Genomic DNA, 15,400 nt, shown 5'->3' on the forward strand with positions numbered 1-15,400 from the left:
AGGCCGGGCGAGCAGGCCGCTTCATCCGTGCGTGCCCTCGCGCTCCCGGCGGGCGTCGAGACGGGCCATCGCAGGCGTCGCGGTCACACCGTGCAGCATCACCGAGGCGATCACGGTGAACGCGACCGTCGACCACAGCCACGGCTCGTCGGGCAGGTGCTCGTGCGAGGCGGCGTACGCCAGGTAGAACAGCGAGCCGACGCCGCGCACGCCGAAGAACGCCACGGCGGCGGTCTCGCCGCGATCCAGCCCGCCGTTCTCCTGGTCGTCGCGTGCCAGCACCGCCAGGGAGAGGTAGCCGGCCAGCGGACGGACCACGAGCAGCAGCGCCAGTGCGACGGCGACACCCCGCCAGTCCAGGTGCTCGAGCAGCCCGCGCGTCATCGCCATGCCCAGCACGAGCAGCACCAGCAGCGTCATCAGGCGCTCCAGCCGCTCGACCACGCCGTGCATCGCGCGCTGGTAGGAGTGGCCGCGCTTCGAGGCGCGCAGCCGCATCGCGCAGGCGAAGACGGCCAGGAACCCGTAGCCGCCGACCAGCTCCGCGGCGCCGTACGACGCCAGCAGCGCTGCGAGCGCGAGCAGGGGCTCGCCGACGTCGGCCAGACGCAGCTCCTCGGTGCGGGCGTGGAAGGCCTGTCGCCCGAGCAGCCAACCGAGCACGAAGCCCACCAGGACGCCGAGCGCGATCTTCCCGACGACGTACCAGCCCAGCCAGGCCCCGACGTCGGGCAGCGCGAAGCCGCCCGCAAGGAGCAGGAGCGCCAGGTGCACGAAGGGGAACGCGAGCCCGTCGTTGAGGCCGGCCTCGGCGGTGAGGGAGAACCGGATGTCGTCGTCCTCCTCGATCTCCTCCTGCTCCTCCGCCTCGGCCACGTCCTCGGTCAGCGGCTCGCCGACCTGGACGTCAGAGGCCAGCACCGGGTCGGTCGGGGCGAGGACGGCGCCCAGCAGCAGCGCGACGGCGGGGGCCAGACCGGCCACCCACCACCCCAGGAACGCGGTGCCGAGGATGGTGAGCGGCATCGCCACCAGCAGCAGCCGCCAGACCGGGGACCAGGTGCGCCACGACCGCCACGACCGCAGGTCGAGCATGCGGTCGATCGCCAGCCCGACGCCCATGAGGGAGACGAGCACGGTGAACTCGGTGACGTGGGTGATCAGCGCGTGGTTGTCCTGCGGCTCCAGGCTGACGTCGTCGGCGAGGGGCAGCAGGCCGAAGCCCATGCCGAGGACGACGAGCACCATCGGCGGTGACAGCGCGATGCGACTCGTCACCTGGGGCAGGACCGTCGCGAGGAGCAGGGACAGGCCGAGCAGGAAGTAGACCGCGGCCGCGGTCATCGGGTCCGCTGGTCTTCGTCAGTCACCGCGCCACCCTCGCAAGTCACGGGCTGGCGTGCGAACACCCCGATGGGCGGTCATCTCACCCGCCTGCCGTCGTGGGCCGCCTGGCTCTGGTCGATGGCCTGCTCGTAGGCGGTGACCAGTCCGGCGATCGTCAGCGGCTTGAGGCGGTGGATGAACTCGCGCAGCTGCTCGGCGGTGTAGCCGTGCTCACGGAACTGCGGCCACACCATGGTCCGGACGATCTCGGAGAGCTCCTCGGCGACCTGGCGCCCGTGCTCGGCGTAGACCTCCGCGACGGCCGCGGCCGCCTCGGGCGAGATGCCCATGCCCGACAGCCCGCCGGGGACGTCGACGTCACGGTCGCCGGTCACCGGCGCGAGCAACGAGAGGTGGCGCGCGATGTCGGAGGGGGTGGCGCTCTCGGGGATCTGGTCGACGTACTTCTCGATGGCGGCGAGCGTGAAGCCGTGGCCCTGGAGCTCGCGGACGAGCTCGAGCCGCGCGACGTGGTCGGGGCCGTAGTAGCCGGAGCGACCGCGGCGGATCGGCGAGGGGACCAGGCCGCGCGAGGCGTAGAAGCGCACGTTGCGCGCGCTCACCCCCGTGCGCTCGGTCAGCTCGTCCAGCGTCAGCAGCTCGGTCTCCACGCACCCATCCTCTCGTCGTCGATCCGCGGGTCCGACGTGACGCCGCCCACACCTGTTGGACTGTGACAGTAATGGTGTCACAATCGCCCACATGGCAGAAGCATTCGTCTACGACCACATCCGCACACCTCGCGGCCGCGGCAAGGCCGTCGGTTCGCTGCACGAGGTGAAGCCGGTCGACCTGGTCGTCGGACTCCTCGACGAGCTCAAGACCCGCAACCCCACGCTCGACCCGGCCCGCGTCGACGACGTCGTGCTCGGTGTCGTGACCCCCATCGGCGACCAGGGCGGCGACATCGCCAAGACCGCCGCCCTCAAGGCCGGCTATCCCGAGACCGTGGCCGGCGTGCAGCTCAACCGGTTCTGCGCCTCCGGTCTCGAGGCTGTCAACCAGGCCGCGCAGCGCGTGCGCTCGGGCTTCGAGGACCTGATCCTCGCCGGTGGCGTCGAGTCGATGAGCCGCGTGCCGATGGGCAGCGACGGCGGCGCGTGGGCCATGGACCCCGCCACCGCGCTGCAGACCGGCTTCGTGCCGCAGGGCATCGGTGCCGACCTGATCGCCACGATCGAGGGCTGGACGCGCGCCGACGTCGACGCCTACGCCGCCGAGTCGCACCACCGCGCCGCGAAGGCGTGGGCCAACGGCTACTTCGACAACGCGGTCATCCCGGTGCGCGACATCAGCGGGGTCACGGTCCTCGACCGCGACGAGACCGTCCGTCCCGACACCTCCGTCGAGGGCCTCGCCGGGCTCAAGCCGTCGTTCGCCCAGATGGGGCGCGACGCCGGCTTCGACGACGTGGCGCTGGAGAAGTACCACTGGGTCCCGGCGATCGACCACGTCCACCACGCGGGGAACTCGTCCGGCATCGTCGACGGCGCCGCGCTGATGGCGATCGGCACCGAGGAGGTCGGTACGTCGCTCGGGCTGACCCCGCGCGCCCGCATCGTCGCCACCGCCGTGTCGGGCGCCGACCCGACGATCATGCTGACCGGCCCGGCGCCCGCAGCCCGCAAGGCACTGGCCCGCGCCGGCCTCGAGGTCGACGACATCGACCTGTGGGAGATCAACGAGGCCTTCGCCGCCGTCGCGATGCGCTTCATGCGCGACATGGGCATCAGCCACGACGTCACCAACGTCAACGGCGGCGCCATCGCCATGGGTCACCCCCTCGGCGCCACCGGCGCGATGATCCTCGGCACCCTCGTCGACGAGCTCGCTCGGCGCGACCAGAAGCGCGGCCTCGCCACGCTCTGCGTCGGCGGCGGCATGGGCATCGCCACGATCGTCGAGCTCGTCTGAGAAGGAGAACACCCACAGCATGAGCACCACTGACACGAAGACCGCGGTCCGCTACGACCGCGACGCCGACGGCATCGTCACCCTGACCCTCGACGACCCGACGGCCAGCGCGAACACCATGAACGAGCTCTACCTCGCGTCGATGGAGGCCGCCGTCCAGCGGCTGCACGACGAGCAGGACGAGGTGACCGGCGTGGTCCTGGCCAGCGCGAAGAAGACCTTCTTCGCCGGCGGCAACCTCAAGAGCATGGTCACCGCCACCCCGGACGACGCCGAGGCGATCTTCTCGATGGGCGAGGCCATCAAGTCCAGCCTCCGCAGGCTGGAGACCTTCCCGCGGCCGGTGGTCGCAGCGATCAACGGCGCCGCGCTCGGCGGGGGCCTCGAGATCGCCCTCGCCGCCAACCACCGCATCGCGGTCGACGACCGCTCGGTCAAGATCGGCCTGCCGGAGGCGACGCTAGGCCTGCTGCCCGGCGGCGGCGGGGTCACCCGCGTCGTACGCATGCTGGGGCTGCAGTCGGCGCTGATGGACGTGCTGATGCCGGGCACGCAGTTCGACCCGCAGGGCGCGCTGGCCAAGGGCCTCATCGACGAGGTCGTGCCCACCCGCGACGAGCTCCTCCCGGCCGCGAAGGCGTGGGTGCTCGCGCACCGCGACGACGAGGACGCGGCGAAGAACCCGTGGGACCGCGCGGGTTACAAGATGCCCGGCGGCACGCCGAGGACCCCGGCGCTCGCGCAGTTCCTGCCGGCGTTCCCGGCGCTGCTGCGCAAGCAGACCAAGGGCGCCGTCTACCCGGCGCCGCGCGCGATCATGAGCGCAGCGGTCGAGGGTGCGCAGGTCGACTTCGACACCGCGTCGCGCATCGAGAGCCGCTACTTCACCAACCTGGTGGTCAACCAGCAGGCCAAGAACATGATCCAGGCCTTCTTCTTCGACCTCCAGGCGATCAACTCCGGCTCGCTGCGCCCGCAGGGCATCGAGCGCTGGCAAGCCACCAAGGTCGCCGTCCTCGGCGCCGGGATGATGGGCGCCGGCATCGCCTACTCGTGTGCCCGGGCCGGCATGCAGGTCGTGCTCAAGGACGTCTCGCTCGAGGCGGCCGAGAAGGGCAAGGCCTACACCGCGAAGCTCAACGCCAAGGGCGTCGAGCGCGGCAAGATCTCGCAGGAGAAGGCTGACGAGCTGCTCGGCCGGATCACCGCGACCGCGTCCGCCGAGGACCTGGCGGGCTGCGACCTCGTCATCGAGGCCGTCTTCGAGGATCCCTCGCTCAAGGCGAAGGTGTTCGCCGAGGTGGCGCCCTACGTCGACGACGACGCGCTGCTGTGCTCCAACACCTCGACCCTGCCGATCACCGAGCTCGCCACCGGCGTCGACCGCCCGGCCGACTTCATCGGGCTGCACTTCTTCAGCCCCGTCGACAAGATGCCGCTGGTCGAGATCATCCGCGGCGCCGAGACCTCCGACGTCGCGCTGGCCAAGGCCTACGACGTGGTGCAGCAGATCCGCAAGACGCCGATCGTGGTCAACGACTCCCGTGGCTTCTACACCTCGCGCGTCATCGGCACCCAGATCAACGAGGGCCTGACGATGCTCAGCGAGGGCGTCCACCCGGTCTCGCTGGAGCGGGCCGCGACGTCGGCCGGCTTCCCGGTCGGGCCGCTGCAGATCAGCGACGAGCTCAACATGGAGCTGATGGCCAAGATCCGCAAGGCCACCGAGGACGCGGCCGCGCGTGACGGCGTCGACCTGGGTGACTACCCGGCCGGCGAGGTCATCTCGACGATGATCGGCCTCGGGCGCCCGTCGCGCCTCAAGGGCGCGGGCTTCTACGACTACGACGAGAACGGCCGGCGTACGACGCTGTGGCCGGGCCTCGCCGAGACGTTCCCCGTCGCCGAGCAGCAGCTCCCGATCCGCGACGTCCGCGACCGGATGCTGTTCATCGAGGCCATCGAGACCGCGAAGTGCTTCGAGGAGGGTGTCATCACCTCGGCCGCCGCGGCCAACATCGGCTCGATCATGGGCATCGGCTTCCCGGCGCTCACCGGCGGTGCGGCCCAGTTCATGACCGGCTGGCAGGCCCTCGACGAGACCGGTCACGGCGTCGGCCCGATCGGGCTCGATGCGTTCCTGGCCCGGGCCGACGAGCTGGCCGACGCCTACGGCGAGCGCTTCCGCCCGACGCCGTACCTCCGCGAGCTCGCGGCGAAGGGCGAGACCTTCCCCGCCTGAACCGCTGACCGGGCGCTTCCTCCCCGTCTCGCGCACTGACCGGGCACTTCCTCGCGCTGCGCACCACCGACCGGGCACTTCCTCGCGCTCCACCGTGAGGAAGTGCCCGGTCGTCGCGTTCCAGCGCGACGAAGTGCCCGGTCAGTCCGTTTCACCGCGAGGAAGTGCCTGGTCGGCGAGAATCGGGAGGTGAGCCAGATCCCCGCCGTCGTCGTCCGCGACCTGCACGTGCGTTTCGGCGACGTCGAGGCCGTGTCGGGCGTCGACCTGACCGCGACCGGCGGGCAGGCGACTGCGCTGCTCGGGCGCAACGGCGCCGGCAAGTCGACGACGATGAAGGTGCTCGCCGGCGTCGTCCCTCCGACCGCCGGTGAGGTCACCGTCGCGGGCCACGACGCCGCGACCGACGCCCTCGGCGTCAAGCGCGTGGTGGGCTACTGCCCGGACGTGGGCGGGCTGGTCCCGCGCGCCACCCCGTGGGAGCACCTCCAGCTCAGCGCCCGGCTGCGGCGGATGGGCGACTGGGAGGAGCGCGGCCGCGACCTGCTCGAGCGGTTCGAGCTCGGCGACGTGGCGCACCGCGTGGTCGGCGGGTTCAGCCACGGCATGAGCCGCCGGCTGAGCGTCGTGCTGGCCGCGCTGCACGAGCCGTCGGTGCTGCTGCTCGACGAGCCCTTCGACGGCGTGGACCCGATCGGGGTGGAGGCCACCCTCGAGGTGGTCGCCGACGCCCGCGCCCGCGGCGCCTGCGTGCTGCTCTCCACCCACCTGCGCGACCTGGCCCTCGAGGCCTGCGGCACCGCAGTCGTGCTGCGCGGGGGCAACCGTGTCGCGGCGATGCAGACCGCCGAGCTCACCGGCGAGGCCTACCGTGACCTCCTCGACTGACTGGCTCGAGGCCGCGCGCGACACCCGCCACCTGGTGGCGTTCCGCGCGGGGACCGTACGCCGTCCCGCAGCCGCAGTGACCGGCGCGGCGGTGGTCGTGCTGCTGACCATCGGCTTCGCAGTGGGGCCCGCCTTCTTCGACCTCGGGGCCGTCCGCAACGAGACCGTGCAGATCGCGGTCACCTCCCTGCAGGGCAACCTCGGCGCGGCGTTCGTGGGCTTCCTCCTGCTCAGCATCAGCTCGGCGATGAGCAGCGGCGGTGGTCGCGAGCTCCTCTCGCGGAGCGAGGCGGCGATCCACCCGGTCAGCCCGGTCGCCGAGCACCTCGGCGCGCTGCTGCTGGCGCCGGTCAACCTCGCCTGGCTCGTCCAGATGTGGGCCCTCCTCGCCGTCAGTGCACTCGTGGCCGTGCCTGCCCACCTGCTCGGTGCGCAGCTGGTGGCGCTCGCCTGGGTGGTGGCGGCGTCGGCCGTCGGGCAGGCGATCGGCTGGACGATCGAGGGCGTACGCCGGACCGCGCACGGTGTCGTGGCGGTGCGGGTGGTGAGTGGCCTGGTCGTGCTCGCGCTGGCCGGGCTGCACCTCGCCGGGGCGCTCGGACCGATCGTCCGGGCGCTGCCCACCACGTGGCTGGCCGAGACCGCCCCGACCTCACGCTGGCCGCTCGCGGTCGTCGTGCTCCTCGCCGTTGCCGTGGTCGCCGTCCTCGTCGGCGCACGGCCCGCGACGTGGGCCCTGGGGCTGCCGCCGCGCGAGGAGCTGCGGGTGCAGTCCGGCGTGCACGAGGCCCGCCACGTGCCCGAGCCGCGCTGGGGCTCCCCGGAGCGCGCGCTGCTGCGCCGGCTCGACCGGGGCTCGGTGTGGCGCTCGGTCGGGATGCGCCGTGGCCTGCTCGTCCTGGGCTTCGGCCCTGGCCTCATCGCGCTGGTGGCCGGGCTGCAGTGGAGCTCGGTCATGCTGCTGCCCGGGCTCACCGCGAGCGGCGCCGCGCTGCTCTTCGGCGTCAACGCCTGGTGCCTCGACGGCAAGGGGATGGTCTGGCGCGAGACCCTCCCGGTCACCGCGCGCGACGTGTTCGACGTACGCGCCCTCGTCGTCGCGGAGTGCATGGCGATGGTCTCGGGGGTGACCGTCCTCCTCGCGCTGCTGCGCAACGGGCTGCCGCCGCTGGTGACCGGGCTCTCCGTCGCCGCCTGCTGGCTCGTCGTGCTGGTCCAGGTGCTGGCGATCGTGATGACCTGGTCGGTGCGCTCGCCCTACTCCGTCGACCTCGCCTCGCCGCGGGCGACGCCCGCCCCGCACGGCGCCATGGCCGGGTACGCCGGCCGGCTCTCGCTCGTCACGACGCTGACCGCCATGCTCTTCACCGTCCTCGCGGCGCTGCCGTGGGCCTGGGTCCCGGTCGCGTTCGCCGTTCCCTTCCTCGCCTGGTCGACCCGCCGCCTCCTCCGGGCCCGCCGCCGCTGGCTCGACCCCGCCGACCGGGCGCGCGTCGTTCTCACCGTCGCCGCCGTCTGACCTCGTCCAGTGATCCCCGTCTGACCGGGGATCACGAAGGTGCGGAGCCACATGCATACGTGGTATACATACCCGGTATCCATCGACCACGGGGGGCGGTGGAACGAACCACGGAGGCGCGGATGTCGATCCGACAGGCGATGCTGGCGATCCTGGAGCGGGGGCCGATGTACGGCTACCAGCTCCGGGCGGAGTTCGAGCAGCGCACCGGCGAGACGTGGCCGCTCAACATCGGGCAGGTGTACACCACCCTCACGCGACTCGAGCGTGACGGACTGGTCGAGGTGGTCGAGCTCGGGGGAGCCGACACCCACCAGTCCGCGACCGAGCGGCACGTCAGCTATCGCGCCACCGAGGCGGGACGGAGCGAGGTGTCGGAGTGGTTCGCCACTCCGGTGCCTCGCTCCCAACCGCCCCGCGACGAGCTGGCCATCAAGCTCGCCATCGCCGTGACCCTGCCCGGCGTCGACGTCGGCACGATCATCCAGCGCCAGCGCAGCGCGACCATGGCGGCGCTGCAGGACTACACCCGGCTCAAGCGCACCGGCCGCGCTGCCGCGCCCGACGCCCCCGAAGACCTCGCCTGGAGCCTGGTCCTCGACTCCCTGGTCTTCGACGCCGAGGCGGAGGTCCGCTGGCTCGACCACTGCGAGGCCCGCCTGCGACGCGCGGCGCTCGAGCGCGACGACGTACGTCGTGACGCGCCCGCCGTGTCGACCACCGAGGAGGCGAAGCGATGAACGCCGTCGTCCACCTCGCCGCCGTCAGCCGGATCCACGGCGAGGGTGCCACCGAGGTGCACGCCCTGCGCGGCGTGACCTTCCGCGCCCACCCCGGCGAGCTGGTCGCCGTCATGGGCCCGTCGGGCTCCGGCAAGTCGACCCTGCTCACCCTGGCCGGTGGTCTCGACGCCCCCACGTCCGGCTCGGTGTGGATCGAAGGCACGGACCTCGCCTCGCTCGACAACGCCGGTCGCGCCCGGATGCGGCGTACGTCGGTCGGCTACGTCTTCCAGGACTTCAACCTCATCCCCGCCCTCACCGCCGCCGAGAACGTCGCCCTCCCGCGCGAGCTCGACGGCGAGAAGGGCCGGATCGCCCGCCGGCTCGCGCTGACCGCGCTGGAGGAGGTCGGCATCGCCGACCTCGCGGACCGGTTCCCCGACGAGATGTCCGGGGGCCAGCAGCAGCGCGTGGCGATCGCGCGCGCCATCGTCGGCGACCGCCGGCTGATCCTGGCCGACGAGCCGACCGGCGCGCTCGACACCGACACCGGCGAGGAGATCCTGCGGCTGCTGCGGGCCCGCTGCGACGCCGGCGCGGCCGGCGTGATGGTGACGCACGAGGCGCGCCACGCCGCCTGGGCCGACCGGGTCGTCTTCCTCCGCGACGGCGTCGTCGTCGACGAGACCGGCGCCGACGAGCCCGAGGGGCTCCTGGTCGAAGAGGCCGGTCGATGAGCACCCCACGACGTTCTTCTCCTCCGCTCCGCTTCACCCCACGACCTTCTGACTCCTCCGCTCCCCTCCCCCGTCACAAGCTCGCGGGGACCCCGAAGCGCTCCCCCGAACAACGCCTCGGGGACCCCGCATGAACGGTTGGCGCCCGGCGCTGCTGATCGCCTGGCGTGATGCGCTGCGGCACAGGGGCCGCAGCATCCTCGTCCTCGTGATGATCAGCCTCCCGGTGCTGGCCGTCAGTGCCGCCGCGGTGATCATCAAGACCTCCGAGGTCAGCGGGATCGAGAGCGCAGACCGCACGCTCGGTGCGGCGGACGCCCGGGTGCGGACCGAGGGTCGCGGCCGGGTGGTCCAGTCGGCCGACCCGATGCGCGGCCAGTGGGTGCAGCTCGGCGACTTCGACTACGACGACCCGCTCGACGAGTCCGACGTCCTCGAAGTCCTGGGCGACGACGCCCGGCTGGTGCCGATCGCCACCGGCTGGCAGCGCGCGCGCCTGGGGAGCAAGGTCATCAGCTTCTCCACGACCGGTGTCGACCTGTCCGACCCGATCGCCGAGGGACTCTTCGAGGTCGGGTCCGGTCGCCTCCCTGCGGCCGCCGGCGAGGTGGTGGTCAACGACGCCATGCTGGAGAAGGGGTTCGCCGTCGGCGACGAGCTGGACGTCGACGGCTCGACGCTGACGATCGTCGGCGCCGGTCGCGACGCGACGGCGCGCGACCGCCCCGTCATGCTCGGCTCGACGGCCGACCTGCCCAGCGACTCCACCAACGTTCGCGAGTGGCTCGTCGACGCCGGACCCGTGTCGTGGTCGACGGTCCAGCGGCTCAACGAGATCGGCGGTCTCGTCACCTCGCGCGCCGTCCTGGCGGACCCGCCCGACCTGGCCTCGATGGCCGAGCAGATGGGCTACGACACCGGCACCAACGAGATGGTCGCCGTCGTCGTGCTCATCATCGTGATGGCCCTGATCGAGGTCGTGCTCCTCGCCGGACCGGCGTTCGCGGTCGGTGCCCGACGGCACGCCCGCACGCTCGCGCTCATCGCCGCCTCCGGAGGCACGCCGCGGCAGTCGCGGCGGGTCATCCTGGGCAGCGGGCTCGTCCTCGGGTTCGTCGCCTCCGCCGTGGGCCTGGTGCTCGGCATCGTCGTCGGCTGGGCGCTGCTGCCGCTGGTCCAGCGCTTCAATGGCGACTGGTTCGGTCCGTTCGAGCTGCCGTGGCTCTACCTCGCGGCCATCTCCTCCTTCGGCCTGGTCTCCGCCGTGCTCGCCTCCGTCGTGCCTGCCTGGCTGGCGAGCCGCCAGGACGTCGTCGCCGTGCTCGCCGGCCGCCGCGGCGACCGGCGCCCGCGTGCCTCCACCCCGGTCGTCGGCCTCGTGCTGCTCGGCGCCGGGATCGCCGCATCGACCTACGGCGCGCTGACCTCCGACCGCGGCAACGGTGCCTACTGGATCGCCGCCGCGGCCATCGTGTCCGTGCTCGGGATGATCCTCGTCGTGCCCGTGGTCGTCTCCGCCGTCGCGAGGGCCTCCGGCCGCCTGCCGCTCACCGCGAGGTACGCCGCCCGCGACGCCGCGCGGCACCGCACCCGCACCGTCCCCGCCGTGGCAGCCGTCGCGGCGACCGTCGCCGGGGTGGTGGCCCTCGGCATCGCGACCACGAGCCAGGAGCTGGCCGACCAGAAGGGCTACGAGCCCCAGGCGCAGATCGGGAGCGGCTACGTCACCTGGGCTCCCGAGGTGCTCACGGGAGAGGCGGCTCCTGACGCGGCCGCGACCTGGAGCCGCATCGAGGACGCCGTGCGCCGCGCCGCACCCGACGTCGAGGTCGCGGAGACCCGTGGACCGGACGACACCTACGACCCCAATGGCTACACCAACACCTGGGTCGACGGGCCCGCGCTGGAGCCGGACGAGTGCTGCCTCGCCTCCTACGGTCCGGGCATCGCCGTCGCCGACCACGCCGCCGAGCTGGGGCTCAGCGGCGAGGCGGCCAGACGCATCGACGAGGGACTGGCAGCGGGCAGGGTCGTGGTGTTCACCTTGCGGACCGATGCCGTCGACGAGACGACGATCAGGTCCGAGACGTGGCGCGAGCGCTCGGACGAGGCGGAGTCGACGTCGGCGGACAGGGTGCCCGCCCAGCTCGTCGCCTGGGACTCTGCGAGCTGGGGACCGGTGCCGGCTCTGTCGGTGATGCCCACCGTGGTCGCCGACGACATCGGCGTGGAGGTCGTGACGAGGAGCCTGCGGCTCACCGGCGACATCGACCGGCAGGCCGAGACCCGGATCAGCGAGACGGTCGGCGGCGTCGCCGACGACACCACGCTCTACGTCGAGCGCGGCTACCAGCGCCCCCCGCAGGTCGTGATCGTCCTCCTCGTGCTGGGCGCCCTCGGTGGGGTGCTGATGCTCGGCGGCACCCTGACCGCGACCTTCCTCGCACTCTCCGACGCCCGCCCCGACCTGGCCACGCTGTCCGCGGTCGGCGCGGCGCCGCGCACCCGGCGGCGGGTGGCGGCGGCGTACGCCCTCGTCCTGGGCTCCGTCGGTGCGGTGCTCGGAGCGGCGGTGGGCTTCATCCCCGGCGTCGCCATCTCCCGGCCTCTCACGTCGTTCAGCGAGACCGGCCCCTACCTCGACGTCCCGTGGCTGCTGATCGCGGCCATCGTGGTCGCCCTCCCGCTGCTCACCTCGGCGGTCGTCGGCCTCACCGCCCGCTCGCGGCTCCCGCTGGTGGCCCGGCTGGAGTGACCGGGACCCGACGGCCGGCCGCCGTCAGCGGCTCAGGTCCACGTCGGCAGCCACCGCCTCCGCGTCGAGGGCGCCGGTGAGCAGCCGCTCGAGGTCGGCCAGCGCGGACACGGCGTCACGCCGTGCCCGGCGGCTGCTGGTGCCCGGCGCGGCGGGGTCCGCCGGCGAGGGCGTCGCGGGTGACGCAGTCGGTGTCGGCTGCTGGGTCGGCGACGGGTCGGTGGGCGGCGTCGGTTCCGTCGTCTGCGTCGGTTCCGGCGTGGGACTCGGCGGCTGCGGCTCCGCAGGGCCGACCCACGCGCGGAGGACCGCCGCCTGCTCGTCGAACCAGGACCGCAGGCCGGCCAGCTCGCCCGCGCCCATCGGCTCGGCGTCGTCGGCGACGAGCACGACCTGGAACGCGAGCGCCGACGTACGACACCCCTCGCACGCCGCCGTCACCGACAGCGCCCGGTTGTCGGGGACGGTCGTCGGCCGCCCGCGCAGCACCACGACCTGCACCGACAGCGCGGTGCCGGTGCAGCGGACGCACCCCTGCGCCCAGGCGGTCGCGACGTTGTCGAGGCGTGCCAGACGGGCCCGGCCGGCGTAGACGACCTGCAGCGTGGTGCTCTCGCCGGCGCAGCCGTCGCAGGTGGCCGAGGTGATCGCCGCGGCGTCGGCGGAGACGTCGGTGCCGCGCAACCAGCCGCGCCCCTCGTAGGCGCGGTCCACGACGGTCGGCACCGCGACCGACGGGTGGGCGCTCGACAGGAGGTCGACGGCGCCGATCCGGCCGTCCGGGTGGGCCGCGGGCGACGACCCGCCGATCGTCGCCACGAGGACGACGGCGGTCGTGACGGCCGCGAGCACCACGCTCCGCGGGTTCACGGTCGCGCTCCCATCCGGACGAAGTTGTCGGCGACCGCGGCGGCGATGTCGACGAGGCTGTCCCGCGTCGTGCGGTGCAGGGAGGACATGTCGGTCAGGGCTCCTTGCTCGAGGGCGCCGTCCCACGGGACGGTGACCACGCGTTGGCAGCGCTTCTCGAAGTGGCGCCGCATCTTCTCGGGGGGCGCAGCGCCGTGGCGTTGCGCGTTGACGACGACGACGGCCCTCGAGACCAGGTCGCCGAAGCCGTGCTCGTCCATCCAGTCCAGGGTCAGTGCGCCGGCACGTCCACCGTCCAGCCCGGCGCGTACGACGAGCACCACCTGGTCGGCCTCGCTGAGCAACCCCTGGTTGGCGCTGTCGAGGATCCCGGTGCCCGTGTCGAGCAGGATCAGGTTGTAGAAGTGGTCGAGCAGCCCGACGAGGCGGTGGTAGTCGTCGCGGGCCAGGGCCATCTGGATCCGTGGGTCGTCGTCGGACGCCAGCACCTCGAGTCGGGACTCGATCGCCTGGGAGGTGTAGCCGCGCAGCGCGGCGTAGCTGGTGATGTCGTCGAGGTCGCGGAGGACGTGGGTGATGTTCATGTCGTGCGGCGGCGCGACCCGGTGGGCGAGGTTGCCCGCGTCCGGGTTGGCGTCGACGGCGATGACGCGGTCACCGCGCAGCATCGCGAACGTGCTGCCCAGGGCGAGGGTGATGGTGGTCTTGCCGACGCCGCCCTTGCGGCTCAGCACCACCACCCGCCGGGACCCCTCGATGGGCGTGCGCAGCCGCCGCTCGAGCTCCTGGCGCCGCTGCTCGGTGGGGCTCGGGCCGGGGTTCACCGCGTGTCCGCTGCCCTCGTACACCGCCCGGCGCCAGCCGTGCCGCGGCGGCGGGACGCGCGGGGCGTACATCACCGCGTCGGTGAAGTCGGCGGCCGAGAGCACGGGCGGCTCGGCGACGGGCGGCTGGTCGAAGGTGTCCATGCGTCGCTCCTCGGTGCGCAGGCGCGCGGCGGCCTGGATCTGGAGGTGGCGCCGGACGAGGGTGGCCAGTGTCGTGGCCAGGCGCCACACCATGACGGCGACGCCGACCAGCGGCACGAGCAGGAGGGTGATCGAGACGACCGCCAGCGCCATCGCCGGCCAGTCGCGTCGTTGCCAGGCGAGGTCGAAGACCAGCTGCTGCAGCCGGATCCCCTCCCGGCCGTGGCCGACGAACTGGGGCAGGGCCCACACGAACCACACCACCGCGACGGCCAGCAGCGGCACGACCATCAGCACCCAGGCGGTCACGAAGCGCCGCGCCCCCGGCCGCAGCTCGCTGACCCGGGGGTCGACCGGTCGACCGGGCCGCAGGCTGCGCAGCACGGGACCGACGCGGGAGAACAGGTCCGGCACACCGGCGAGGTCGGAGAGGATGAAGTAGCCGTCGAATCGCACGACCGGGATCAGCTGCTGCAGCATCTGCAGCTGCAGAGCGAAGGCGGTCAGCAGCAGCAGCCCACTGCCGGTCGCCAGGTAGCCCGCGACCAGCGCGAGCACCGTCAGCACGTTGAAGTGGAGGCCGCCGAGATCGGTGCGGACGCGTCCGGCGCGACCGAGCCGGTAGGAGTCGGTCACGTCGGTGTAGAAGGCCGGGAAGACCAGGTACACGCCCACGCCGATCTCGCCCGGGTCGGCGCCGCCGTAGCAGCAGGCAGCGGCGTGCCCCGTCTCGTGCACGACGGCCGCGCAGATGAGCAGGGCGTAGATCAGCAGTGCGGTGGTCGGGGTGGCGAACACCTCGGAGACCGCCTGCCAGAACCCGCCGCCGGTCACGAGCAGGACGTCCGCGGCGACGAGGGTGACAAGCGCGGCCACCACGACCGGCGGCCAGAAGAGGGGCGCGAGCAGGCCGGCCAGCACGCGCACACGACGAGCCGGCACCAGCGTGGCCTTGAGGGTCAACGACAGCAGGGGCCGCGCCTTCATCGGGCGCTCCGGCTCCTCGGCCTCGTCGGCGACGACCAGGCCCAGCGGCTCGAGCCGGGTGGTGATGAGGTGCTCGACCCCCTCGACGGTCAGCGTCCGGCCGTACGCCGTGCTCACCGCGTCGGCGAGCTCGGCGGAGCCGCGTGGCGGCTCGGAGTGGACGACGACCAGGTGGAGGAGCTCGGAGAGCTGGACCACCTGGTCGTCGATCCTCCGGACCAGGTAGGCCGGGTCGCGCAGACCCGACCCCTGGACCGGCCCCAGGAACTGCAGGCCCAGGGCCCGTCGCCATCGCGGCCCTGTGGCTCCCGATGGGACGTCCGTGTCGGTGGCGTGCTGAGGTGCAGTCCGGGTGTGGTTCATCGCTCTGGTGTGCTCTGGAGGTCGAGGTGAGGACGGCGGCTGCGCCAGA

General features: G+C 72.9%; 11 protein-coding genes. 7 read left to right on the plus strand and 4 right to left on the minus strand.

The genetic code is table 11. The annotated features are described in order from the left end of the window. Positions 1–21: 21 nt before the first annotated feature. Together ASC64_RS00720 and ASC64_RS00725 are read right to left on the minus strand one after the other, a co-directional pair. Complete coding sequence (locus ASC64_RS00720; protein ID WP_056905607.1) at positions 22–1,344, minus strand: cation:proton antiporter; 1,323 nt, start codon at positions 1,342–1,344, stop codon at positions 22–24. A gap of 77 nt (positions 1,345–1,421) precedes the next feature. Further along, positions 1,422–1,997, minus strand: a complete 576-nt coding sequence (locus ASC64_RS00725; RefSeq protein ID WP_056905608.1) for a helix-turn-helix domain-containing protein — start codon at positions 1,995–1,997, stop codon at positions 1,422–1,424. A gap of 91 nt (positions 1,998–2,088) precedes the next feature. Between ASC64_RS00725 and ASC64_RS00730 the strand changes: the two genes are divergently transcribed. The 7 genes from ASC64_RS00730 to ASC64_RS00760 all read left to right on the plus strand — a co-directional run bounded on the left by ASC64_RS00730 (position 2,089) and on the right by ASC64_RS00760 (position 12,163). After that, positions 2,089–3,300, plus strand: coding sequence for an acetyl-CoA C-acetyltransferase (locus ASC64_RS00730; RefSeq protein WP_056905609.1), 1,212 nt, complete (start codon positions 2,089–2,091; stop codon positions 3,298–3,300). Between the two features lie 19 nt (positions 3,301–3,319). Next, positions 3,320–5,542, plus strand: a complete 2,223-nt coding sequence (locus ASC64_RS00735; protein WP_056905610.1) for a 3-hydroxyacyl-CoA dehydrogenase NAD-binding domain-containing protein — start codon at positions 3,320–3,322, stop codon at positions 5,540–5,542. Positions 5,543–5,731: 189 nt separating this feature from the next. Further along, positions 5,732–6,430, plus strand: coding sequence for an ABC transporter ATP-binding protein (locus ASC64_RS00740; RefSeq protein WP_056905611.1), 699 nt, complete (start codon positions 5,732–5,734; stop codon positions 6,428–6,430). Further along, positions 6,414–7,949, plus strand: coding sequence for a hypothetical protein (locus tag ASC64_RS00745; protein ID WP_056905612.1), 1,536 nt, complete (start codon positions 6,414–6,416; stop codon positions 7,947–7,949). The genes ASC64_RS00740 and ASC64_RS00745 overlap by 17 nt, the downstream gene beginning before the upstream one ends. Positions 7,950–8,071: 122 nt before the next feature. Continuing rightward, a complete protein-coding gene (locus ASC64_RS00750) occupies positions 8,072–8,689 on the plus strand; it encodes a PadR family transcriptional regulator (RefSeq protein ID WP_056905613.1) in 618 nt (205 codons plus the stop codon). Next, entirely contained in the window at positions 8,686–9,408 is a 723-nt protein-coding gene (locus ASC64_RS00755; RefSeq protein WP_056905614.1) for an ABC transporter ATP-binding protein, read from the plus strand. Before ASC64_RS00750 ends, ASC64_RS00755 begins: the two co-directional genes overlap by 4 nt. Before the next feature lie 130 nt (positions 9,409–9,538). Then, a complete protein-coding gene (locus ASC64_RS00760) occupies positions 9,539–12,163 on the plus strand; it encodes an ABC transporter permease (protein ID WP_056905615.1) in 2,625 nt (874 codons plus the stop codon). 24 nt (positions 12,164–12,187) lie between these two features. Here the strand turns inward: ASC64_RS00760 and ASC64_RS00765 are convergent, their stop codons facing one another. Beyond that, on the minus strand, positions 12,188–13,033 hold the full coding sequence (locus ASC64_RS00765) for a hypothetical protein (protein ID WP_056905616.1): 846 nt from the start codon (positions 13,031–13,033) through the stop codon (positions 12,188–12,190). Next, complete coding sequence (locus ASC64_RS00770) at positions 13,030–15,351, minus strand: MinD/ParA family ATP-binding protein (RefSeq protein ID WP_056905617.1); 2,322 nt, start codon at positions 15,349–15,351, stop codon at positions 13,030–13,032. Before ASC64_RS00770 ends, ASC64_RS00765 begins: the two co-directional genes overlap by 4 nt. Between the last annotated feature and the right edge of the window lie 49 nt (positions 15,352–15,400).

It is taken from the genome of Nocardioides sp. Root122, from assembly GCF_001425025.1.
Lineage (GTDB): Bacteria > Actinomycetota > Actinomycetes > Propionibacteriales > Nocardioidaceae > Nocardioides.

What these genes read in the sequence shown, in the direction of transcription:
- ASC64_RS00720 (WP_056905607.1), bottom strand. Translation starts at nt 1,344, where the DNA reads ATGACCGCGGCCGCGGTCTACTTCCTGCTCGGCCTGTCCCTGCTCCTC.
- ASC64_RS00730 (WP_056905609.1), top strand. Translation starts at nt 2,089, where the DNA reads ATGGCAGAAGCATTCGTCTACGACCACATCCGCACACCTCGCGGCCGC.
- ASC64_RS00735 (WP_056905610.1), top strand. Translation starts at nt 3,320, where the DNA reads ATGAGCACCACTGACACGAAGACCGCGGTCCGCTACGACCGCGACGCC.
- ASC64_RS00750 (WP_056905613.1), top strand. Translation starts at nt 8,072, where the DNA reads ATGTCGATCCGACAGGCGATGCTGGCGATCCTGGAGCGGGGGCCGATG.
- ASC64_RS00755 (WP_056905614.1), top strand. Translation starts at nt 8,686, where the DNA reads ATGAACGCCGTCGTCCACCTCGCCGCCGTCAGCCGGATCCACGGCGAG.
- ASC64_RS00760 (WP_056905615.1), top strand. Translation starts at nt 9,539, where the DNA reads ATGAACGGTTGGCGCCCGGCGCTGCTGATCGCCTGGCGTGATGCGCTG.
- ASC64_RS00770 (WP_056905617.1), bottom strand. Translation starts at nt 15,351, where the DNA reads ATGAACCACACCCGGACTGCACCTCAGCACGCCACCGACACGGACGTC.